The 21,157-nt window shown below is 42.6% G+C and carries 21 protein-coding genes, 1 pseudogene and 1 riboswitch; of the genes and pseudogenes, 12 read left to right on the forward strand and 10 right to left on the reverse strand.

Features of this window, described 5'->3' with window-relative positions; all coding sequences use genetic code 11:
• The first annotated feature begins 58 nt into the window (after positions 1-58).
• Positions 59-1,015 (forward strand): calcium/sodium antiporter, encoded by a 957-nt coding sequence (locus tag FZC79_RS14380; protein WP_148947456.1) that lies wholly within the window; start codon positions 59-61, stop codon positions 1,013-1,015.
• A 360-nt stretch (positions 1,016-1,375) separates the two neighbouring features.
• Here FZC79_RS14380 and FZC79_RS14385 read toward each other — a convergent pair whose 3' ends face one another.
• Positions 1,376-2,092, reverse strand: a complete 717-nt coding sequence (locus tag FZC79_RS14385) for a hypothetical protein (RefSeq protein WP_148947457.1) — start codon at positions 2,090-2,092, stop codon at positions 1,376-1,378.
• Between the two features lie 444 nt (positions 2,093-2,536).
• Positions 2,537-3,409, reverse strand: coding sequence for an ATP-binding protein (locus FZC79_RS14390; RefSeq protein ID WP_148947458.1), 873 nt, complete (start codon positions 3,407-3,409; stop codon positions 2,537-2,539).
• 351 nt (positions 3,410-3,760) lie between these two features.
• Here FZC79_RS14390 and FZC79_RS14395 point away from each other — a divergent pair, with 351 nt between their 5' ends.
• The 3 genes from FZC79_RS14395 to FZC79_RS14405 all read left to right on the forward strand — a co-directional run bounded on the left by FZC79_RS14395 (position 3,761) and on the right by FZC79_RS14405 (position 5,140).
• Entirely contained in the window at positions 3,761-4,285 is a 525-nt protein-coding gene (locus FZC79_RS14395) for a helix-turn-helix domain-containing protein (protein ID WP_148947459.1), read from the forward strand.
• 222 nt (positions 4,286-4,507) lie between these two features.
• Entirely contained in the window at positions 4,508-4,708 is a 201-nt protein-coding gene (locus FZC79_RS14400; RefSeq protein ID WP_148947460.1) for a helix-turn-helix transcriptional regulator, read from the forward strand.
• A 42-nt stretch (positions 4,709-4,750) separates the two neighbouring features.
• On the forward strand, positions 4,751-5,140 hold the full coding sequence (locus FZC79_RS14405) for a hypothetical protein (RefSeq protein ID WP_148947461.1): 390 nt from the start codon (positions 4,751-4,753) through the stop codon (positions 5,138-5,140).
• Positions 5,141-5,285: 145 nt separating this feature from the next.
• Here FZC79_RS14405 and FZC79_RS14410 read toward each other — a convergent pair whose 3' ends face one another.
• Positions 5,286-6,026, reverse strand: coding sequence for a uracil-DNA glycosylase family protein (locus tag FZC79_RS14410; RefSeq protein ID WP_148947462.1), 741 nt, complete (start codon positions 6,024-6,026; stop codon positions 5,286-5,288).
• Positions 6,027-6,266: 240 nt separating this feature from the next.
• Positions 6,267-6,451: riboswitch (cobalamin riboswitch) on the forward strand.
• Positions 6,452-6,669: 218 nt separating this feature from the next.
• On the opposite strand from FZC79_RS14410, the gene FZC79_RS14415 reads away from it, so the two are divergent.
• Genes FZC79_RS14415 through FZC79_RS14425 form a run of 3 tightly spaced genes read left to right on the forward strand, consistent with a single transcriptional unit; the run spans position 6,670 to position 10,463 of the window.
• Complete coding sequence (locus tag FZC79_RS14415; protein ID WP_148947463.1) at positions 6,670-7,137, forward strand: acyl-CoA thioesterase; 468 nt, start codon at positions 6,670-6,672, stop codon at positions 7,135-7,137.
• Between the two features lie 21 nt (positions 7,138-7,158).
• Positions 7,159-9,399, forward strand: coding sequence for a ribonucleoside-diphosphate reductase subunit alpha (locus FZC79_RS14420; RefSeq protein ID WP_148947464.1), 2,241 nt, complete (start codon positions 7,159-7,161; stop codon positions 9,397-9,399).
• 26 nt (positions 9,400-9,425) lie between these two features.
• A complete protein-coding gene (locus FZC79_RS14425; protein ID WP_148947465.1) occupies positions 9,426-10,463 on the forward strand; it encodes a ribonucleotide-diphosphate reductase subunit beta in 1,038 nt (345 codons plus the stop codon).
• Positions 10,464-10,802: 339 nt separating this feature from the next.
• Here the strand turns inward: FZC79_RS14425 and FZC79_RS14430 are convergent, their stop codons facing one another.
• Both FZC79_RS14430 and FZC79_RS14435 read right to left on the reverse strand, forming a co-directional pair.
• The gene (locus FZC79_RS14430; protein ID WP_148947466.1) at positions 10,803-11,852 is read right to left on the reverse strand and encodes an NAD(P)/FAD-dependent oxidoreductase; all 1,050 of its coding nucleotides are present in this window, start codon (positions 11,850-11,852) and stop codon (positions 10,803-10,805) included.
• Between the two features lie 448 nt (positions 11,853-12,300).
• Positions 12,301-13,749: an MDR family MFS transporter gene (locus FZC79_RS14435; protein ID WP_148947467.1), complete on the reverse strand. Its 1,449-nt coding sequence runs from the start codon at positions 13,747-13,749 to the stop codon at positions 12,301-12,303.
• A 172-nt stretch (positions 13,750-13,921) separates the two neighbouring features.
• Between FZC79_RS14435 and FZC79_RS14440 the strand changes: the two genes are divergently transcribed.
• Genes FZC79_RS14440 through FZC79_RS14450 form a run of 3 tightly spaced genes read left to right on the forward strand, consistent with a single transcriptional unit; the run spans position 13,922 to position 14,529 of the window.
• Complete coding sequence (locus tag FZC79_RS14440) at positions 13,922-14,107, forward strand: hypothetical protein (RefSeq protein WP_148947468.1); 186 nt, start codon at positions 13,922-13,924, stop codon at positions 14,105-14,107.
• Positions 14,108-14,123: 16 nt separating this feature from the next.
• The gene (locus FZC79_RS14445) at positions 14,124-14,291 is read left to right on the forward strand and encodes a Fe3+ hydroxamate ABC transporter substrate-binding protein (RefSeq protein ID WP_148947469.1); all 168 of its coding nucleotides are present in this window, start codon (positions 14,124-14,126) and stop codon (positions 14,289-14,291) included.
• 25 nt (positions 14,292-14,316) lie between these two features.
• The gene (locus FZC79_RS14450; RefSeq protein WP_148947470.1) at positions 14,317-14,529 is read left to right on the forward strand and encodes a hypothetical protein; all 213 of its coding nucleotides are present in this window, start codon (positions 14,317-14,319) and stop codon (positions 14,527-14,529) included.
• 94 nt (positions 14,530-14,623) lie between these two features.
• On the opposite strand, the pseudogene FZC79_RS14455 reads toward FZC79_RS14450, so the two are convergent.
• Together FZC79_RS14455 and FZC79_RS14460 are read right to left on the reverse strand one after the other, a co-directional pair.
• A pseudogene (locus FZC79_RS14455) lies at positions 14,624-14,848 on the reverse strand (KGG domain-containing protein); the annotation flags it as partial.
• A gap of 201 nt (positions 14,849-15,049) precedes the next feature.
• Positions 15,050-15,724, reverse strand: a complete 675-nt coding sequence (locus tag FZC79_RS14460) for an NAD(P)H-dependent oxidoreductase (RefSeq protein ID WP_148947472.1) — start codon at positions 15,722-15,724, stop codon at positions 15,050-15,052.
• A gap of 233 nt (positions 15,725-15,957) precedes the next feature.
• Between FZC79_RS14460 and FZC79_RS14465 the strand changes: the two genes are divergently transcribed.
• Positions 15,958-17,364, forward strand: a complete 1,407-nt coding sequence (locus FZC79_RS14465) for an MDR family MFS transporter (protein ID WP_148947473.1) — start codon at positions 15,958-15,960, stop codon at positions 17,362-17,364.
• 55 nt (positions 17,365-17,419) lie between these two features.
• On the opposite strand, the gene FZC79_RS14470 is transcribed toward FZC79_RS14465, so the two are convergent.
• The 3 genes from FZC79_RS14470 to FZC79_RS14480 are packed head-to-tail and all read right to left on the reverse strand — an operon-like array spanning position 17,420 to position 18,889.
• Positions 17,420-17,698, reverse strand: a complete 279-nt coding sequence (locus FZC79_RS14470; RefSeq protein WP_148947474.1) for an integrase core domain-containing protein — start codon at positions 17,696-17,698, stop codon at positions 17,420-17,422.
• Between the two features lies 1 nt (position 17,699).
• A complete protein-coding gene (locus tag FZC79_RS14475; protein ID WP_148947475.1) occupies positions 17,700-18,581 on the reverse strand; it encodes an IS3 family transposase in 882 nt (293 codons plus the stop codon).
• Positions 18,578-18,889: a helix-turn-helix domain-containing protein gene (locus tag FZC79_RS14480; protein WP_148947476.1), complete on the reverse strand. Its 312-nt coding sequence runs from the start codon at positions 18,887-18,889 to the stop codon at positions 18,578-18,580. The genes FZC79_RS14475 and FZC79_RS14480 overlap by 4 nt, the downstream gene beginning before the upstream one ends.
• Positions 18,890-19,447: 558 nt before the next feature.
• Between FZC79_RS14480 and FZC79_RS14485 the strand changes: the two genes are divergently transcribed.
• Entirely contained in the window at positions 19,448-21,127 is a 1,680-nt protein-coding gene (locus FZC79_RS14485) for a sulfite exporter TauE/SafE family protein (protein WP_148947477.1), read from the forward strand.
• The last annotated feature ends 30 nt before the right edge of the window (positions 21,128-21,157 follow it).

The following is a 21,157-nucleotide window of genomic DNA, read 5'->3' on the forward strand; positions in this document are numbered from 1 at the left end:
TATTTTTGTAAGACAGGGTAAACTGATAGCAAAAGATCTTTTTGAGAGGAGGAAGGTAATGACTTATATCTTATTGATCATCGGCTTTGCCTTATTGATTAAAGGGGCCGATTTCTTTGTGGAAGGTTCATCAAACATTGCAAAGGCGCTGAAAGTTTCGCCTTTATTAATTGGATTGACGATCGTGGCATTTGGAACCAGTTCTCCTGAAGCCACAGTCAGTATCGTGGCAGCCCTTGAAGGGAATGCAGGAGTGGCTATTGGGAATGTTGTTGGAAGCAATATTTTCAATATTACGCTTGTCGTTGGATTGACCGCGTTGATTAATCCATTGAAGGTTGAGAATGAAACCATTAGGAAAGAGATTCCCTTCACACTTGTGGCGAGTATCACTTTGCTGGTACTTATCAGTGATATCAGCTTGCAATTCCTGAACGAAAATTTCATTACTAGAGGCGACGGGATCATTTTGCTGCTATTTTTCACAATCTTTCTCTACTATATTTTTGAGGTTGCAAGAAAAAGCAGAGACACGGTTAAAGAGAAGGATGCACCATCAGAACCTGTATCCTGGGGGAAGAATGCAGTGCTGACTATAGCAGGTCTGGCTGCAATTATATTTGGTGGAGATATCGTAGTCAATAATGCGACAGACATCGCCTTGTCGTTCGGTATGAGTGAAACGCTGGTAGGCTTGACGATTGTTGCAGTAGGAACTTCCCTGCCGGAATTAATTACTTCTATTACAGCGGCCATAAAGAAACAAACTGATATTGCAATTGGGAATATCGTCGGCAGCAATATTTTTAATATCCTGTTTGTTTTAGGAGCTGCTTCCGTCATATCCCCGCTTGCAGTAGACAGCAAGATATTCATTGATGTTGGGCTGATGATCATCTTTACCATTGTTCTGCTCGTCTTCTCAAGAACAAGTTTTAAGGTAGGAAAAGTGGAAGGGATTTTCCTGGTTATTGCTTACTTAGTCTATGCGGTATATATTATCATCCGTAATTAGAAATCTAGAGCTCTATCTGTCAGGCTCTTTTCGTAAAATTTGCAGCTGTTAGATATTACTTTCGAAGATAGCCCGAAAATGAACCTTCAAAACAACATCAAAAGGTTTTTCCTGGCTGACTAGGATTTTGCGAAAACATAGCCCTCCCTTAAGGAGAATTAACCCATTCGGTTGAGAGGGAGAAAAGGCAAAATTGCAATTGCTTTTACAGGTTAAATCACACAGTCTTTTGTAAGTAATTTTGAAGGGGAAAATGAATGAAAAATTGCACAAAAAAGAGGAACTGCAACGACATTTCAGCTCCTCTTTTATATTATGCAATGGAATATTGATTGTTAAAAAAGCGCCTTCAAGCTACTCTTAATCATGACTAATTTCTAGTTTGTGAATTCTTAGATTGCCTAGTTCATCTGGTTTTACGACCATATCCCAATATGAAGTGTGAATTTTATCGTTCTGAGTGTCTACTTTTTTCATATTAATCTTCCATGCGTAATTTTCCAGCGGGGTAATCTCGTCAAAATACTTTTCTATCTTGGTAAAGTGCTTTGGATCCATGTTTTTTTCCAGCAACTTGTCATCATACTCATTGATGGGTATGACCAAAGCATCAAAATCACTAAACCACGTCTTTATTTCTTCCATGGTAAAAGGACCACCTTCATCCAAAGCCAACTGACGATTAAGATTGTTCAAAATATCAGTGGTATACGCTTGAACCATTCCTTCTGTATTTTCGTAATTAGGTTCAAAATCTGATGCATCAGTAGGTACCTGAGCGTTAATTTTTGCTTGGAGTTCTTCCTCTGACTCTTTTTCCACTCTTTTCTTGATTTCTTCTGCTTGTTTGATAGACTCTTTTCTTTCTTCTGAAAGCTCTTCTTCAGAACCCTTTGTTTGACCGTCTTCTGACTCTTTGGTTGTTTCATCCTTCACTTCTTCATTAACCTCTTTGGATTGAACTTCCTGTGTGTCCTCTGACTCTACTACGGCAGTTGCCGTATCTTTCTCTTCTTCCGAACATGCAGCCAAAGACAAAGTAGCGGTAGTTATTAACAAAATAAGTGATTTTTTCATAATTTCCTCCCAAGTTAGCAAATTCAAAATATGTATGGGTAAATTGTATCACAAAGGCTTATTAAATGGCCCTAAATCACTTGACTTATCTTTTACTTACTCCATTTTATACCAAGACAAAAGGCAAACCCCTTGTTCCGTTAACCTGCCTTTAATGGAATTTCACCGGAAGTTCTTCATTTTGAATAGTTTGTTAGCCTTAGCCATTACCATAAACCGGATGCTGCAACGACCATCGACTCTGCCGGCCAATATGTAACACAAAATGCAGCCTGATTTGCAACAGAACATAAATTTATGTGGTAGTGCAAAATAGTCTGCAAATCAGCATGCTAAATCAAGTGTGAAATCACCAAAAACATTGCTATATCAATAAAAAAGGCGATACAAAATGCTATGCAAATTGTACCGCAAATTACCTTGCAATTTATCGGTTTCTCCCTCTCATCCGAACGGGTTATAAGGAGAATGGGGGAGGGCTTTTTCAAGGGTGAGGGGCAGTGTGATTGTAAAGGTGGTTCCTTGGTCTTCTTCACTATCGATTTGGATAGTGCCATTATGATTTTTAATGATATCGAAGGAGACCATCAGTCCAAGCCCGGTTCCTTTTTCTTTGCTGGTGAAAAACGGCTGGCCGATTTTGTCTAAGTTATCTTTTGATATACTGCTTCCATTATCTCTTATGTATATGTACACATTCTGAGTATCTTTGCTTAGATGTATATGGATCCTGCCATCACTCTTGATGGCTTCAGCTCGGTTTTTTAAAATAATGAGAAGAACCTGCTTAAGCTGTGTTTTGCTTCCTGTTATACCTATGCCTGTTTCTGCCGTCTGGACTAACTCAATGTTTATGTTCCTCTTAAAAGCTTGTGCTCTTGAGAAGTTCACGGCTTCTTTGACGATATCCACTATGTTTAACTGTGTAAAATGAGTTTCTTCTGATCTTGAAAAGGATAACAATTCATCGGCTATATCTTCTATCTGCTTCAGTTCTTCAAGGATTATCTCGATGTACTCCGGTTCAGGATAGCTTCTCATCAACTGCAGGAAGCCCTTCATTGCAGTCAGCGGGTTACGGATTTCATGGACAATTTCGGAAGCTAGTTCCCCTGCAAGGGAAAGCTTATCTGGTTGCTGAATTAATTTTTCCTTTTCCTTAACAGCAGACAAGTCGCGTATGACTGCCTGGATCAATACATCACCATCTTGGATAAAAGGAGCTGTCATGATTTCAACATAGACTAACCGGCTGTCAGACCTGGTCAGTTTATTCTGAGTTAAGGACGACAGTTGACCGTTCCTTACCTTTAGCAAATGGGATAATTCCTGCTGTTTGCACGGGGGATGGAAAAACGTTAAGATGTTTTCACCGACTATCCCTCCTGTTTCCTGAAATCCAAGAAGGCGGCTGAAGCACGATTTGCATATACTATATTCCCCGAGTACAAAATAACTTTTGCATCAGGACAATTTTCGTCAAGCTGGGAAAAATTGAAGAGCTTTGTCATTGAATCCCCTCCAACTATATTTTACCATGTATGTAAGAATCGGAAATGCAGATTGAAAGTGGCAAAAATGCCACGTGACTATACTGCAGTATTTAAACATAATTAAAAGTGTGGCTTGATAGCCACTCATTGAATGGATGGAAAGGTTGTTTGCTATATGTCTAGAAGAACTTGGTTAATAACATTGAGAAAAGAGAGAAACTATACACAAAAACAGGTCGCTGACCAGGCTTTTATTGACCGCTCCTATTTCGCACAAATTGAAAATGGAGAGCGGAAACCCGGTGACAATGTTGCCAAGAGAATAGCAAATATCCTGGAATTCCACTATTCTGCCTTTTCAATGGATGAAAATCCATTTTACTTCTCCTTACATAATTCACCTATGATTCTGGCCCACTGTGATACCTCTCTCAAATATACATGGATTTATAATCCTCATCCTGATTTTCAACCTGAAAAGGTAATTGGCAAAACCGATACAGAAATCGATGATAATGAAGGCACCCGTGCTTTAAAAAAATTGAAGCAGGATGTTCTGGAACTGAACACATCTTTGCGCCGCCAGATCCGCTTTCCGTTATCGAATGGCAACCTGCCCTTCGATATCTTCGCACAGCCGCTTATGAATGATGAAGGTCAGATCATAGGCGTGGCAACCTCCTCCACACAAATGGAGTAGGTGACCGCTGGAAAAACAAATCTTAACGAGTCACCTGGATATGCTATATCACCAAACCAGCCCTTTGATTAAAGAAGGGCTGGTTTTATTTATCGGATTCAGAAGGTTCTTATAAAGATAAAAGAACTCTATGAAAATGAATAGGCACTAATTAATTTGTAAAGCGACCTTTACAGTAAAGGTTGCTTTACTTTATAATGGTTTTAGAGAGGAAGTCAGCGTATGAAAAATCGTATGAAGGAATTAAGGCAGGAAAATAAAATCTCTCAGGAGCAGATGGCTGGCATACTGGGCGTGTCCAGACAGACGATTATTTCGATTGAAAAGGGGCGGTACAATCCTTCCCTGCCTCTGGCTATTGAAATCGCCCGCTGTTTTAACACAATTGTGGAAGAAGTTTTTTTGTTGGATGAAGAAGATTGAACAACTGAAAGGTGATTTTCTAGGGTGGGAAGGAGCGATTTTATGCAGATGAGCAGTAAAACAGGGAGGAAGTTTTTCTTTTTTAATGGTATTTTCTTTTTGCTGACCGGTTTGCTGATGGGCTATGCGAGTATATCAACAGGAGCATTTTTTGTCGGGTACGAGGTGGTGTTTGTAAGCACAACGGTTATGTGTTTTTGCCTGGCTTATCTATACCCGCAATTTAAAGATAACGATGAGCGCACGAAGAGAATCCGGGAGAGAGGGATGTTCTATAGCTACTTCTTTATATTAAGCTATATGATCGTTCTGATGCCGCTCTTTCAATTTAACGTCATTCATTTAAATGGGTATCAGACTGTAAGTTTACTGGCAGCGTTGACTATAATAACCGTGTTTTTATCGTTTGTTGTCCTGTCTAGAAGGTACTGATTATAGTAAGAACCGTTATGACTTTATGAAAGCTTGGTTTTAACCAGGCTTTTTATATTGTTCAAAAGTTATCACAGTTCAAATCTTCCGCAGTTTATTATCGGCAAAAGCCTTTTTTAGCATGGGCTGAGGATTTTAGAAAATATCAAAACACTTTTCTGCCCCAGTCTCTAATAAAACTCTCCATTTCATCTTTGTTCTGCTGGAACTGCTTTAACCTATGCCCGTTTGCTCCCGATGGATGGGGAAATCCGAACAAGAAATAATGTCCCGGGGGATTTTCCGTCTTCAAAAGTCTTCTGCAGACTTTCTCTGCTGTTTTACCAAGTGGAACGACCAAAGCCTGAGACCTAATGTACTCGAGTTCCTTTGGAAATTCTTGATAAGCATACCGGGAGAGCATTGGAGACTGATCGATATCAGGGTGGTGGCCAGTATAGTTCTTTCCCGAGATAAAGACAGGATACTTGATGATGGAGGTAGTATGCAGCAATGGCCGGTTTTGTTGGAAAAGTGATAATGAACTTTCGATGCCCAGTGTTTCAGGCAGCCCGCATTGATCGAGCATATCCGTCAGGTTCTTTCGGATAGTCCCTGAAAATCCGGCAGTTTGCTTGGCGTCGTATAATATCTGCTCATTCGAATGATTCTTTTCAACTCCTCTTAGAACTTCTTCATAAGCTGCTTTCATTTGCGTCCATCCCGGTGTAATTCCGGCCAGGACAACTTTAGCTTCTTTATTTATGTGCTCATTATGTGGTGCATAGTACATTTCTATATCCCCGGTTTTTTCTATAAGAAAATCCCTTGATAGCAGGTCTTCTTTACCCAAAGGAATGGATAGAGAATTGATGGCATACAGATAGGAATTCAGTTGTGGTTTCATCACTAATTCTCCTTGGAAATAATCTTTTAATGTCAGTAGTAGTATATCCTCTTTAATAATTTTACTGAAGAATGGTGCAACACAGGCGTCTGTAAGACCTCCTTCTTCACTTGAAGCCGACTTCATTAAAACTCAAAAATTTATCAGGCAAATCTATTGTATTCCTTCTTCTTTTCCTTTATCATCTAAAAAGAGAACACAATATTATGTGTCTTGATATTATTTTACAACTACATATTGTGTAATGCCGGTAATAATGGTGTCTATATAGACTTAATAGGGAATCTGGTGAGAATCCGGAGCTGTCCCCGCAACTGTAAGTGCTGACGAAATAAGTGATGACCACTGTCTTCAAAAAAGACGGGAAGGACTTAAAGTAGAGTGAAAGCACAAGTCAGGAGACCTGCCATTTTTATAGCGTCTTATCTTCTTCGGGAATTGGGAAGGTATAACGAGGATACATTGGTAGATTCGACTGTACTGTCTATTAATATATCAACGTTTAAAAACCCATCCTTTGCGATGGGTTTTTTTGATTTTTATGGGGAATTAAAAATCAACCTCTGTGGATGACCCTGTCTGCGCTTTAAGACCTTTCCTATTTTTCTACTAGAAACAAATTGAATAAAAGGAGCCATGAAAAATGGAAGCTTTATCATCTCACGTGTCCAGAACTATCGTTACCAGGCTGGTGCTCCCACCTGACACCAACCATATGGGCACCATCTTTGGAGGGACAGTTTTATCTTATATTGATGAGATAGCCGCGATTTCCGCCATGAAGCACAGCAGGAAGGTTGTCGTGACGGCCTCGATTGATACTGTGAATTTTCTGTCGTCAGCCGTGGTTGGAGATATTCTCACCTTGGAAGCCTGTGTGGTCTCTACAGGGCGGACTTCAATGGAAGTGTTTGTAAAAGTGAAAAGTGAAGATTTGGAGTCAGGCACCAAGACACTAACAACAACTTCAATCCTGACGATGGTGGCAAAGGATAAAGACGGAAAGCCGACGCAGGTGCCCGGGGTCATCCCTCAGACATTAGAAGAGGAACGGCTGCTGAAGACAGCTCAGCAGCGTAAACAGCACCGTCTTGAAATGAGAAATCAATAGAATGATTGGGAGGAATCGCAGATGCAAATAACGGCCGAACAGCACAAAGCTGCTGCACAGGAACTTTTGGAGAAGTTAAAGGACAGGCACAAGTCGCTCTCTTTCGATCAATATGAGGAGAAAGTGCTTCAAACCATCGGAGCTAAGCCTGATTTAACAGCAGAGAAACTTGAAAAGATGCTTATCCTTGCAGCAGTTGAGAGAATCAGCAGCACCGAACCGGACTGGACCTATGCTGCAGCAGATATCTATCTAAGAAGCTTATACCGGAAAAGTTCAGAGAATAGAGGGACGGACTCCTATAAGGGTTACGGCTCATTTTATAAACTGATTGAGATGCTTGAACGCCTTGGAATCTACGGTAAGCGTCTTCGTGAAACTTACTCTGTTGATGAGGTTGAGGTTCTTGAGAGAGTGATAGATCCTGAGAAGGACAGGCTGTTTACTTACATAGGGATTGTCACCCTGGCGGAAAGATACTTAGCCAAGTCCCATACTGGCCAAGTTATTGAGCTGCCGCAGGAACGGTTTATGATCATTGCGATGACTCTGCTGGCGGAAGAACCAAAAGAGAAACGTCTCGATCTTGTGAAAGAAGCTTACTGGGCGCTTTCTAATCTCTATATGACTGTTGCCACACCCACCTTGGCAAATGCCGGCAAAAGCTATGGGCAGCTTTCAAGCTGTTTCATTGATACTGTGGAAGATGACCTGAGGAGCATCTACGATTCGAACACCGATGTATCAACCTTGAGCAAGAACGGTGGAGGAATCGGCATCTACATGGGGAAAATCAGAAGCCGCGGAAGTGATATCAAAGGCTTTAAAGGAGTCAGTTCAGGAGTGATTCCCTGGATGAAGCAGCTAAATAATACTGCGGTTTCCGTGGATCAGCTGGGGCAGAGGCAGGGAGCGATCGCGGTCTATCTGGATGTCTGGCATAAAGACATTTTTCCATTCCTTGACGCAAAGCTGAACAATGGTGATGAAAGGCAGCGAACCCATGATCTGTTTACTGGGGTATGCCTTCCTGACCTTTTCATGGAGCAGGTGGAAAACAGGGGAGAATGGTACCTGTTCGATCCTCATGAGGTAAGAAAAGTCATGGGCTTCTCACTTGAAGATTTTTATGATGAACAGCAGGGGAAAGGATCCTTCAGGGAAAAATATTGGGCGTGCGTATTTCACCCCGACCTATCACATGAAACCGTTCCTGCTATAGACCTCTTCAAGTCGATCATGATTTCGCAGCTTGAAACAGGAACTCCTTACATGTTTTACAGAGACACAGTGAATCGGATGAACGCAAACCAGCATAAAGGAATGATTTACTGCAGCAACCTCTGTACAGAAATTACCCAGAACATGAGCCCGACAGTCATGGAAGAAGAGCTGGTTTCCGATGGAAAGATCATCACTTATAAAAAGCCTGGAGATTATGTTGTCTGTAATCTGTCTTCCCTTTCCCTGGCTAAGGCTGTAAAGGATGGGGTCCTTGAAAAAGTGATCACCATCGCCGTGAGAATGCTCGATAATGTTATCGATATTAATAACATCCCGGTCCTTCAGGCGGAGCTCACCAACGAAAGGTACCGCGGAATCGGATTGGGAACATACGGATGGCATCATCTTCTCGCTCAGGAAGGAATCAAGTGGGAAAGTGATGAGGCGGTGGCTTACTGTGATTCTCTATATGAAGATATCGCCTATTTTACTATAAAAGCAAGCACCTCACTGGCAGAAGAAAAATGGGCGTATCCTTATTTTCCTGGTTCAGAATGGTCCACAGGCAGTTACTTTGATAAAAGAGGATACACCTCTTCCAGATGGGTTGAGCTTAAGGAAAAGGTACAGCAGCATGGCATCAGAAATGGGTATTTAATGGCGGTCGCTCCTAATTCATCTACTTCACTGATTGCTGGTTCTTCTGCCAGCATTGATCCGATTTTCCGCCTCGAATATTCAGAAGAAAAGAAAGATTACAAGATACCAGTAACGGCACCGGATTTATCGCCTCACACAACCTGGTTTTATAAAACTGCTTATAACATCGATCAGCATTGGAGCATCAAACAGAATGCGAAACGCCAGCAACACATAGATCAATCAATCTCGTTCAACCTGTACGTCCGGAACGACATCAAGGCAAAAGCATTGCTGGATATTCATCTAGATGCCTGGAAGTCAGGATTGAAGACAACCTACTATATACGCTCCACTTCAAATGCAGAAATCGATGATTGTGAAAGCTGCCACAGCTGAGAATTTCCCGGGAGGATGGATGGAAAATGGACAAACTAGAGAAAAGAATACTGATAGATTCTGAGGCTCCGAACGCTTCCACAGGTCTCATCAACGGAAGAAGTTCAAATATATTGAATTGGGATGATGTCAGGTATCCATGGGCTTACCCAAAGTACAAAAGAATGCTCGGAAACTTTTGGACACCTTTTGAAATCAATATGTCCAAAGACATTAAGCAATTCCCAAACCTGACTGAGCAAGAGCAGGAAACCTTCCTGAAAGTGATAGGTCTGCTTGCACTGCTCGACAGCATCCAGACTGATTACGCAGGAAAGGTGGCTGACTACTTAACGGATTCAAGCCTCAACGCTCTGATGATCATTTTAGCTCAGCAGGAGGTTGTCCATAACCATTCATACAGCTACGTGCTGTCCAGCATCGTTTCCAAGAAGAAACAGGACGAAGTGTTCGATTACTGGAGAACCGAGCCGACATTGCGGAAGAGGAACGACTTCATCACAAACGGCTATCAGGGGTTTGTTGAGCAGCCGAATGTCGAAAACCTGCTTCATTCCATTGTATATGACGTCATTTTAGAAGGCTTGTTCTTCTATTCAGGTTTCGCCTTCTTCTATAATCTCGCGCGCAACCAAAAGATGGTGGCAACCTCCACGATGATCAATTACATCAACCGGGACGAACAGCTGCACGTGGGGCTTTTTGAAAAAATTTTCAAAGAGGTACTCCGGGAGAACCCGGAATATGATACAAAGGAGCTTCACACATTTGGAATGGAAGCTTTCAAACAGGCGGCAGAGCTCGAAATTGAATGGGGCAGGGAGATCATCGGCGACAAAATAGAAGGTCTCCTCATGTCTGATATCGAAGCCTATATAAAATTCATGGCCAATAAAAGAGCTCAGCAGCTGGGCTTCCAGGCGCCTTTTGAGGGATACAGGTCCAATCCATTAAGGTGGATCGTCGCCTATCAGGAAGTGGATATGGGCAAAACAGATTTCTTTGAACAGAAATCCAGGCAGTATACCAAAACATCCGATGCCAATGGGTTTGATGAGCTTTGAGTTTAGTTGAGCCAGGCTCAAAAGTGCGAAATGAGCCAGGCTCAAAAAGGTGAAACTGAGCCAGGCTCAAAAGAGTGAGATTGAGCCAGGCTCAGAAAGGCGGAATTGAGCCAGGCTCAAAAGGGTGAGATTGAGCCAGGCTCAAAAAGGTGAAATTGAGCCAGGCTCAAAAAGGCGGAATTGAGCCAGGCTCAAAAGTGTGAAACTGAGCCAGGCTCAAAAAGGTTAGATTGAGCCAGGCTCAAAAAGGCGGAATTGAGCCAGGCTCAAAAGTGTGAAAATGAGCCAGGCTCAACTAACCAAAAAGGCGTATCCCCAAGGGGACACGCCTTTTTATCATTATTTCACCAGCTGCCGCACCAGCTCTTTATTCCGGTCTTTAAACACTTCATTATGAGACGAAACCATCGCAAACGCACCAGCTTCCGGCTCGATAAACTGCTTCGCTTTATTGACAGCATTGGCAGCATCCTGGAACGCACCGGCAATCAGGTTCAGTTTTCCTTCATGCTTAATGATATCTCCTGCGGCAAAAATGCCCGGTATGGAAGATTCGCACATTGTGGTTCCTTCTATATAGAAGTTATCCATCATTTTAATATGGAGTTCACTTTCCTCCAGAAGAGATGCATCCCGGTCGAAGCCGTGGTTAATGATGACATCATCAATGGCAAGGGAAGTGGTTTCCTGGGTGACATTATTGAGCAGTTCTACATAATCGATGACATCTTCTCCATGCCTGGCAGCGAGCTTTGTTATGGAAGTATTCAAGAATGTCTGTGCAGAACTGTTCATCAGTTGAGCCACTTGCGCTTCGTGTCCGCTCAACTGACCTTTTCGGCAGGTGAGGTAAACCTGCTTTGCAATAGGGGCCAGCTCATTAGCCCAGTCGATTGCAGAGTTGCCGCCGCCGGAAATGATCACGGTGCGGTCCTTGAAATATTTCAGGGATTTAACAGTATAATGCAGGTTTGATATTTCAAAGCGGTCTGCCCCTTCAATATTCAATTTCTGCGGCTGAAGGATCCCGCTTCCAACGGCGATGATCACGGTCTTGGAATAATGGACATTTCCTGAAGCAGCTCTCAATTGAAACAGTCCGGCCTCGTCGCGTGCAATGGAGACGATTTTCTCATTAAGAACCACCTCCGGGTTGAACGTCAGGCCCTGCTGGACGAGCTGGTCGATCAGTTTCGCTCCTGGCGTGGGGATCAAACCGCCTACATCCCATATCATTTTTTCAGGATAAACGTGTATTTTGCCTCCGAGCTGCGGCTGGAATTCAATAATTTTTGCCTTCATTCCTCTTAGTCCGCTGTAAAACGCTGAATAGAGTCCGGCGGGGCCTCCACCGATGATGGTGACGTCAAAGCATTCAGTTTCCTTCATAACGACCGCTCCTCATTCTGTATTTTCTATAAATGTATGAATCTTTCTCATTGTGAGAATGACAGAAAGTTTAAAAGATTTATAGTTACATTGTACCGAAACTGATAATCATTATCAACGATTATTTAAAAATAACAGAGAGTTTACATGTTCTGCCTTTACACTGACTAAATTCGGTGAAAAGATTAATCGCTCAAACACCGAACTTTCCTTATAAGGCTGTTTTGGCATAAATTGTTGCTTTCGGATACCCCCGAATATTAGGGGGGTCTCTCGAATCAGGGGGAGCAGTTTTTTCTTTTTATTATCAACAAATTATTGGAGTGTTTTATGGTCATTTTATGCCTAATTAATTTCAAATAGCAGTAAAGTGTACGAAAAGAGCCTTATAAAAAAACGCCCCCAGTCAAAATTGGGAGCGTCTTTCATTATCTAAGCTAAGTTAAAATTAAGCACCTGTTTCTGAAGGACTTTTTTCTTCATCAAAATCTGGTGCTACGGCTTTCCTGATAAAGAGGGCAGTGATAAAGGCGAGGGCGGCAAGCCCCAATGCAAACCAGTAAGCATGGTGGACACCATAGGTCATGGCCTGGTTAGCGACTTCCTCGGTGACATTTGTTTTCCCTTCAAGGTAGCTGGCCTCACCCTGTGTCATGATGCTGACAAAGATGGACACACCCAGTGCGCCCCCGATCGGCTGGAGCGTATTGGCGATCGCCGTGCCATGCGGGTACAAGTTTTTCGGCAATTCATTCAGCGCATTGGTTTGGGCGGGCATCATAATGGCTGAGATGGCAAGCATCAACAGCATGTAAGCCAGAATGAAGGACCAAATAGGAACTGAAGGGCTGATATTGCTGAAGAAAATCATGACTCCCAAAAGTGTCAAAGTACCAGGGATGATCAGTTTCCTTGGACCATATTTATCAAAAAGTGATCCCATGACAGGCGACATCAAGCCGTTCAGCAATGCTCCAGGCAGTAATAGCAGGCCTGCCAATTTCGCGGAGTATCCAAGCGGTCCTTGCAGATACATCGGCATCACGATTTCTGAAGCAAACATAGCCATGACGACGATGACAAATATGATAATTCCGCGTGCGTAGCTTTTATACTTGAAGACCCGGACATCAAGCAAGGGCTGATCAAGTTTCAGCTGTCGTAATGTAAACACAATGATGCTGATGATACTGACAGCAAGAATGGTGATAATCCTGATAGATGTAAAGCCGGCACCCTCTTCACCGGCACTGCTGAATCCATACACAATGCCCCCGATTCCGATGGAAGATAAGATGATCGACAGGATATCTACACTTGGTCTTGTGACCTCCCCGACGTTCTCCAAATATTTAATCGCAAACAAAATGGAGAAAACGGCAAAAGGAATCACTGTGATGAACAGCCAGCGCCATCCGAGTAAATCGACAATCACTCCTGACAAGGTAGGTCCGATTGCCGGTGCGAACATAATGACAAGACCGAACGTCCCCATGATTTTCCCGCGGACTTCAGGCCGGTACAGCAGCAGCAGGGCATTGAAGATGACCGGAATCAAGAGCCCGGTTCCGACAGCCTGGATCATACGGCCTGTCAGCAGCATCGGAAAGTTCAATGCCGAGGCAGCGATGATGGTTCCGAGCAGGAATATCGACATGACCCCTATGAACATCTGTCGTGTCGTGAACCACTGAATCAGAAGCGCGGATATCGGCATCAGCACACCCATGACAAGCATAAAGCCTGTAGCCAGCCATTGGACCGTCGGCGCATCCACACTGAAGACGGTCATTAACTCTGTAAGAGCGATATTCAGCAGGGTTTCATTCAAGATGGCAAAGAAAGCACCTATCATGAACGTGACGAGTATCGCCTTGGAATTTATCTTTTTTTCCATAACAGTTCCTCCAAATCTATAAATACACTTCTATATAATCGTTCATTTAAATAAAATTCTCAAGTGATTGAGATGAGAAGGCAGAAATCTTGAAACCAAACGGCCAGCCTTCCGTATATAAGATAAATAAATCTTCCAGAAAATTTATAGCAAATGAAAGAAGGTATGCACTATGAAGGATCAGCAGTTTGTAGATATTACCTTGGAGGAGAATCATTCGCTGGCCGAGGTTCTGCAGCAAATCGTTGAAAACAAAAGAGAAGAAATAGGCTCACATGATGTTATGGTACAGGAAGTAATACCAACTGGTGAAAATAAATACACCGTCATTTTTAACATGGTGGTCGCAAGCTATTAATAAAGGAGTGATCCAGATGTTTGGAGAAAAAGCTAAATGTTCGGTGTGCGGCAGGGAGATTGAAGGCGATGAAGAAGTTTATGTGAAAATGCGCTGGCCGAAGCGCAAGGGTATGACTGAAATCAAAGCCTACCTAAAAAACGAGGGAAAGTTCATATGCCAAAAGTGCTTTGAAGAAAAGTAGCTAAACAGGTGGGGGATGTTTTGATTTGAACGGAATCATATTGGTATTTACGTTAGTTATATTAGGGGGATGCATCGCTTTTACAATCGTTCTGGCGTCAAAAGCTCTATATAACTACTTTAATCAGAATAAAGGGCTGGATCAGAATACCGGCTTTGTCATATGCCCGGCCTGCGGTGCGAAAAACAAGCGGCAGAGAAATGGACAGCAGTGCAAAAAATGCTATACACAATTTTAATAGATAGTAGATGAAAGAAGCCTGCACGAGTTGTGCAGGCTTCTTCTGTTTCCATGTATTAGCGGCTGTTGTTGTTATTACTATTGCTGTTGTTGTCATTGCTGTTTTGACGGCTTCGGGCTTCTCCGCCTTTTTCACCGATTTCCTGGTAGAATTCTTTGTCGTGATTCTTGGAAGTAGCTTCTCCGCCTTTTTGGCCGATTTCCTGATAGAATTCTTTGTCATGGTTGTTTGAAGTAGCTTCTCCGCCTTTGCGTCCTGCTTCTTCCACTGACATTTTACCGTTGTTGTTTTCGTTATTGTTGTTGTTTGTAGCCATTGTAACTCCTCCTTAAATTTTAAAAATTGTTTTTTCCATCTAAGACGATTTACACCAGCATTTCTTTCAAGACATTCATCAAATTGATTTTTGTCTTTGCTTCTTTTTTCCCCTTCTTCTTCTTCTTAAACAAGGTGGGATAAATTGGAAGGTATTTTTGTGTGAAAAGCCCGGCACTAAATTTAGCGCCGGGTCTATTTGTTATACCCATTTAACAATATCATCAAAGGGCCTTCTTGTTTTAGGTCTTGGTTCTTCTACTCGGTAACCGAAAGCCGCCATAACGGAAATGCTGAAGTGTCCGTCTTGGAGCAGTCCTTCTTCCTGTAAAAGAGCATCCATTTCTTTAATATTGAATCCTTCAATCGGACAGGAATCTATTCCAATCTGGGCAGCTGCAGTCATCATGTTGGCCAGCGCGATATAGGTTTGTTTGGAAGCCCAGTCGTACAGAGGTCTGTCTCCCTCTAGAAGGTTAAAGTCTTCTTTCTGAAATTCCTCAATTCTGCCTAGGAATTTTTCCAGAAACTCATCGGGGATCTTAGAGACATTTTTCAGTTGATCTTTCAGATAGTCAGAATCGTATTTGGTGTCTTCCTTGGTTCTTGCAAGGATAATAACAAAATGGCTTGCTTCAGGAAGTTTGGTGTAGGCTCCCCAGGAAGCATTTTTGATTTTTTCACGAAGAGCGGGATCCTGGATGACTAGAAAGCGCCAAGGCTCGAATCCAAATGAACTTGGGGAAAGGCGGGCGGTTTCCATAATGAAACGGAAGTCGTCATCTGCAATTTTTTTATCAGGGTCAAATTGCTTTGTTGCATGCCTGAAATGGAAGGCATCAAGAATTTGCTGCTTCAATTCCTCTTTGTTTTGCATTTAGTCATCTCCTTTTCTCATTATTATTATATAAATTAACACAATCGCAGATTTCAATTCAGCGAATCAGCTCAGGAAGAAACCTAAAATAATAAGCAGATTGGTTGTCGAGAGATACTTCTAAACGCTAAAATTATTACGGTGCCCGAAATAAAATCACTGCGTTTTCTTTTATAAAGCTGTGGGAATATATAAATGTTTTACTGCAGAATGTAAGCAAAAGGGGGAGGACGATGGAGAAACCTGAAACTAGAGAGGAACAGGAATTTAAAATTGTGCCGATTGTCGCTATTTTGATTTCAGGTGCATTTGCAGCGATCTTAAATCAAACTCTTTTGGCTACGGCACTGCCCCATATTATGAGGGATCTGGATTTAAGCGCTAATACAGCACAATGGCTGACGACGGTGTTTATGCTTGTGAACGGGGTGATGATCCCAATTACAGCATTTCTCATCGGCCGGTATACTACACGGCGGTTGTTCTTGACCGCAATGGGATTATTTGCGGCAGGAACATTCATTTGCGCGGTCGCCCCCACCTTTTTCTTTTTAATGATGGGACGAATTGTCCAGGCTTCAGGTGCCGGGATCATGATTCCATTGATGCAGACCGTATTTTTTGTCATCTTTCCGGTTGAAAAGCGCGGGTCGGCGATGGGGTTGTTTGGATTGGTCATTTCATTCGCTCCTGCGATCGGGCCGACATTATCAGGTTATCTTGTCGACCAATATCCATGGCGGGTTCTTTTTTATGTTGTATTGCCGATAGCCATCATTGATTTTATCATTGCTTTTTTTGTGTTGAAAAATGTTACGAAACTGACGAACCCGAAGCTGGATGTCCTATCGATCATTCTTTCGACACTGGGATTCGGAGGAATTCTTTACGGCTTCAGTACGGCCGGAACTGCGGGCTGGGGCAGCGCGCAGGTGCTCCTGTCATTGCTGCTTGGCAGTGTCATTTTATATGTTTTCATCAAAAGACAGTTCGAGCTGGAGCAGCCTATCCTTGAATTCAGGGTGTTCAAGTTCGGGATTTTCACTCTGGCAACCATCATAGGCATGATCATGTTCATTGCAATGATTGGAGGCGCGACCATCCTGCCGATTTATATGCAGAACATGCACGAGTTTTCCGCTTTTGAATCAGGGCTGATGCTTCTGCCTGGTGCCCTGATCATGGGGATCATGAATCCTGTCAGCGGGAGAATCTTTGATAAATTCGGTGCTAAAATGCTGGCGATTGTCGGGCTGACTATTGTAACCATTTCAACCTTCTTCTTTACCAATTTGACGACAGAAACATCCTTTACATACATGGCGGTTGTCAATGCGGTAAGGATGTTTGGTGTAGCCCTGGTAATGATGCCTGTCACCACGGCTGGTCTTAATCAGCTGCCGCCAAGCCTGATTCCGCATGGAACGGCCATGAATAACACTATGAGACAGATCTCAGGTTCAGTAGGGACGGCCCTGCTGGTCACAATCATGACAAACAGTGCCCTCAATCCTTCCGAATACGGGATGGAAGGACTGGTCCACGGTGTCAATGTTTCCTTCATAGCAGCCGGAGTCGTGGCAGGGATAGGAATCATCCTGTCGTTCTTCCTGAGGAAAACCTTCCCCGCGGAAGAATAATTCGGTGTGACAGTGAATCAACCCCCAATAAATGGACAGTCGAAAATACGACATTTTAAGCTGATTTTAAGTAATCTTTAAGGTATTGTTTTGGCGAGACGAATCCAATTTTACTGTGGATTCGTTTCTCGTTGTAACGCTTAATGTACTTTAAAAGGTTTGCTTGAAGAGTAAGTGAATCTTTATTTACTGGATAAAAACAAGGGAATTCAGTCTTTAGGTGAGAGAAGAAACTTTCTATTACTGCGTTATCCCAACAGTTCCCCTTCCGCGACATACTAGGAGNGTGACAGTGAATCAACCCCCAATAAATGGACAGTCGAAAATACGACATTTTAAGCTGATTTTAAGTAATCTTTAAGGTATTGTTTTGGCGAGACGAATCCAATTTTACTGTGGATTCGTTTCTCGTTGTAACGCTTAATGTACTTTAAAAGGTTTGCTTGAAGAGTAAGTGAATCTTTATTTACTGGATAAAAACAAGGGAATTCAGTCTTTAGGTGAGAGAAGAAACTTTCTATTACTGCGTTATCCCAACAGTTCCCCTTCCGCGACATACTAGGAGTGAAATTCATCTCTTGCTTCAACCCTTGGTACATTAGAGAGCGATACACACTTCCTTGATCGCTGTGGATGAGAACACCTTCTAAAGTCTTTAGCTTTCTTTTCTTTTTGGCAGCTTTGATTGTATCTTCAATTAACTGTGTATTTGGACTTAACCCCATCTTAAAGGCAATAATTTCACGATTAAACAAATCCATTAGGGCTGATATATATAACTTCTCTCCCTTATAAATTACTTCAGTCATATCGGTTACCCACTTTTGGTTTGGGTGGTAAGCCTCAAAGTTCCTCTCAAGTAAATTTGGATACACGTAGCCACTTGCTTTTCCCTTTGATTCTTCGTTTGTCTTAGGAAGTCTAACGGTTGCCTTTAGGTTGGCTTCTTTCATTAACCTGGCAACTCTTTTATGATTTACAATCTTGCCACCTGCCTTTAAAACTTTGGAAATTCGTTTAGATCCGTACGTTCCTTTCTCAGTGTAATACACCTTTTTTATGGCTTTTAAAGTCTCTTTCTCTTCAGTTGACGCTGGAAGTTTTGGGCGCTTTAGATACGCATAATAACCACTGGTTGATACCCCAAGCACACGGCATAAAAGAATCACTGGATAGTCCTTTCTCAATAAAGAAACAGCTTCGAATATTTTGCTTATTCGTTCTCTTTGAGAAAGGCCTGGAACTTTTTTAAGATTTCATTCTCCTGTTCTTTTTCTTTAAGTTTTTTCTCTAGTTCTCGAATACGCTTAATTTCTTGGGTAGTACCCGAGTTAGTAATAGAACGGGAGTTCATTAACCCTTYTTTCCCGTTTGCTTTAAACTGGTTAACCCATCTATTTACGGTATCTCGATGTAACCCCAATTCTTTTGCCACAGCAGCAACAGGTTGATGATTCTCTAGTACCTTTTTGACAGCTTCTAGTTTATTTTCGACACTTGTATGTGAATGTTGTTTTTTAGCCATTTAAATTCTCCCCCATAAATGCATATTTGTCGTATCTTCATCATAACTTATATGTCCATTATAAGGGGGTCGAGCACAGTCACCCCCCGGTTTTTGTCGAAAGCAGCGAGTGTATCTCCATTTGGTTATGCACTCGTTTTTTTGTCTATGGCTTTCCAGGAATTTTCCGGTGAGAAATAGCATTTTTTTGAAACTCTTAATTGACGGCCTAAAAGGTCGAGAAAAGAGCCTTCTTAAAACATTCTATTGTAAAGCCCGGCCCGTCTGTCGATGATCTGATCCCTGATCCGCTTTACTTCAATATCGTCTGTTCTCTTAAAAATCTCTTTCAATATACGTTTCATGTTCATCTCTCCTTTCTACCACTAGTGTAGTCAGAAATGCGCTTGGAATTAACATCCGCAGGGATGTTTTTTCATCAGGCTTTAGAAGGAGAGGGCTTCAGTCACAGCCAAGTTCCTTGAGGTCGCATCAAACAAAATGAAACCAAACCCCGGCTTCATCCGTATAGTTAAGTAGCAAATTAACTTAACTCCTGGAAGGGGAAACATATAATATATGGGAAACATTTTTTTATTTTCAATTATAGTAGGTGTGGTTACAGCGGTGCTGCTGGTACCGCTTCAAGGCGGAAGGACCGGGAAAAAAGAGAAAAGCCGTTTTAATGCCGCTGGGACTGCGGGGGTTCTTCTCATCACAGTTGCAGCAGCGTTCGGATTTTATTATCTAAGCAACCTGGATCGTAACTTTTCATCTGTATGGCTATTACTGATCATTGCTTCTGGTGCAGGTGCCATGTTGGCTGCGGGGAAGGAGCGGCTGATCAAGAGCTCAGTGTTTTTAGTAACCCTGCTTGCTGGCGCATATCTATTGACTGCGTTCCTTTTCAATGCCGATGAAAAGTTCCAGTCAGCTAAAATGGATGTAAAAACTGAACTAGAGGCATTTGATGAACAGCAGACACCGGCCAGCGTGCCTCCGAAATTTGCCCGTAATAAAATGAAAAAGGCTTTTGGGCAGGTACCGGATACAAGTTATTATGAGCTTGGAAACCTGCAGATTCAAAAAGTGAACGGCGACTATGTGTACATCGCCCCGGTGGAATTTTCAGGATTTTTTAAATGGTTCAAAGGAGACGAAACACCAGGGTACTTCACTATCAGTGCAACAGATTCATCAGACAATCCAAAGTTTGTTAAGGAAAGAATGACCTATACACCTTCGTCCTACTTTAATAAGAACATCGAGCGCCATATCCGGATGAACTATCCAAAGCAGATTTTTAATGGAGATGTACAGCTTGAAGTCGATGAAAATGGTAAGCCATACTATGTACGTACCTTTGGAGAGTTCATCTCTGCGAGGAACGGCTTCAAGGCAGAAGGCATTGTGGTGGTCGATCCGCAAAACGGAAAGGTGAAATCATACAAGCTGGATGATGCACCTGACTTTATCGATGGTGCAGTATCCCCGGAAACAGTCAGTCTGCAGAACAGCTATTACGGAAACTATGTGCAGGGCTTCTGGAACAGCCTGTTCGGGAAGTCAGAAGTAAAGCTGCCTTCAGATGAAGGAACAGAGGCAAATGTAAGCCCGATCTTCAATGAGAACGGAGAAATGTATTACTTTACAGACTTTACTTCGCCAAAAGAAGGAGTGGACAGCATGCTGGGCTATTCCTTAACCAATTCAAGAACGGGTGAAGCAACCTTCTATACAGGTAATCTGGAAAGATCGTACATGGACTCACAGGGAAATCTCCAAATCATCGAGAAGAAATTCATCGAGAAAAAATGGAGCGGGGAAATGCCGATCCTGTATAACTTCTATGGTGAAGCGAGCTGGCTGACGCCGGTGCTTGATCCCAATGGCTTCCTCCAGAATTATTTCATTGTCTCGGCGGCAAATCCGGAAATCTCCGTATATGCAAATACTCCAAACCAGGCACTCAAGCTGTATAAAACAGCCCTGCAGCGGGGAGGCGGCAGCGTCAATGGAAGCGGGGAAGCGGAAGAAAAGAAAGTCAGCGGTACAGTCATACGAGTGTATAAAGAAAAAACGGGAGACTACACAACGGTTTACTTCCTGATGGATGGCGGAAAAAGCTTCACTGTCTCGTCGGAAAACAACCCGATGAGTATCTATCTTGAAGAAAATGACAAAGTAAACGTCACCTACCTGGATACAGGAGAAGGCTCCTTGCCTGTCCGGGAAATAGATATAGAAGGGCTGCAGTAAACAGGATGCCAGGTTTCACACGTGGACAGA

The organism is Rossellomorea vietnamensis, assembly GCF_008180615.1.
GTDB lineage: Bacteria > Bacillota > Bacilli > Bacillales > Bacillaceae_B > Rossellomorea > Rossellomorea vietnamensis_D.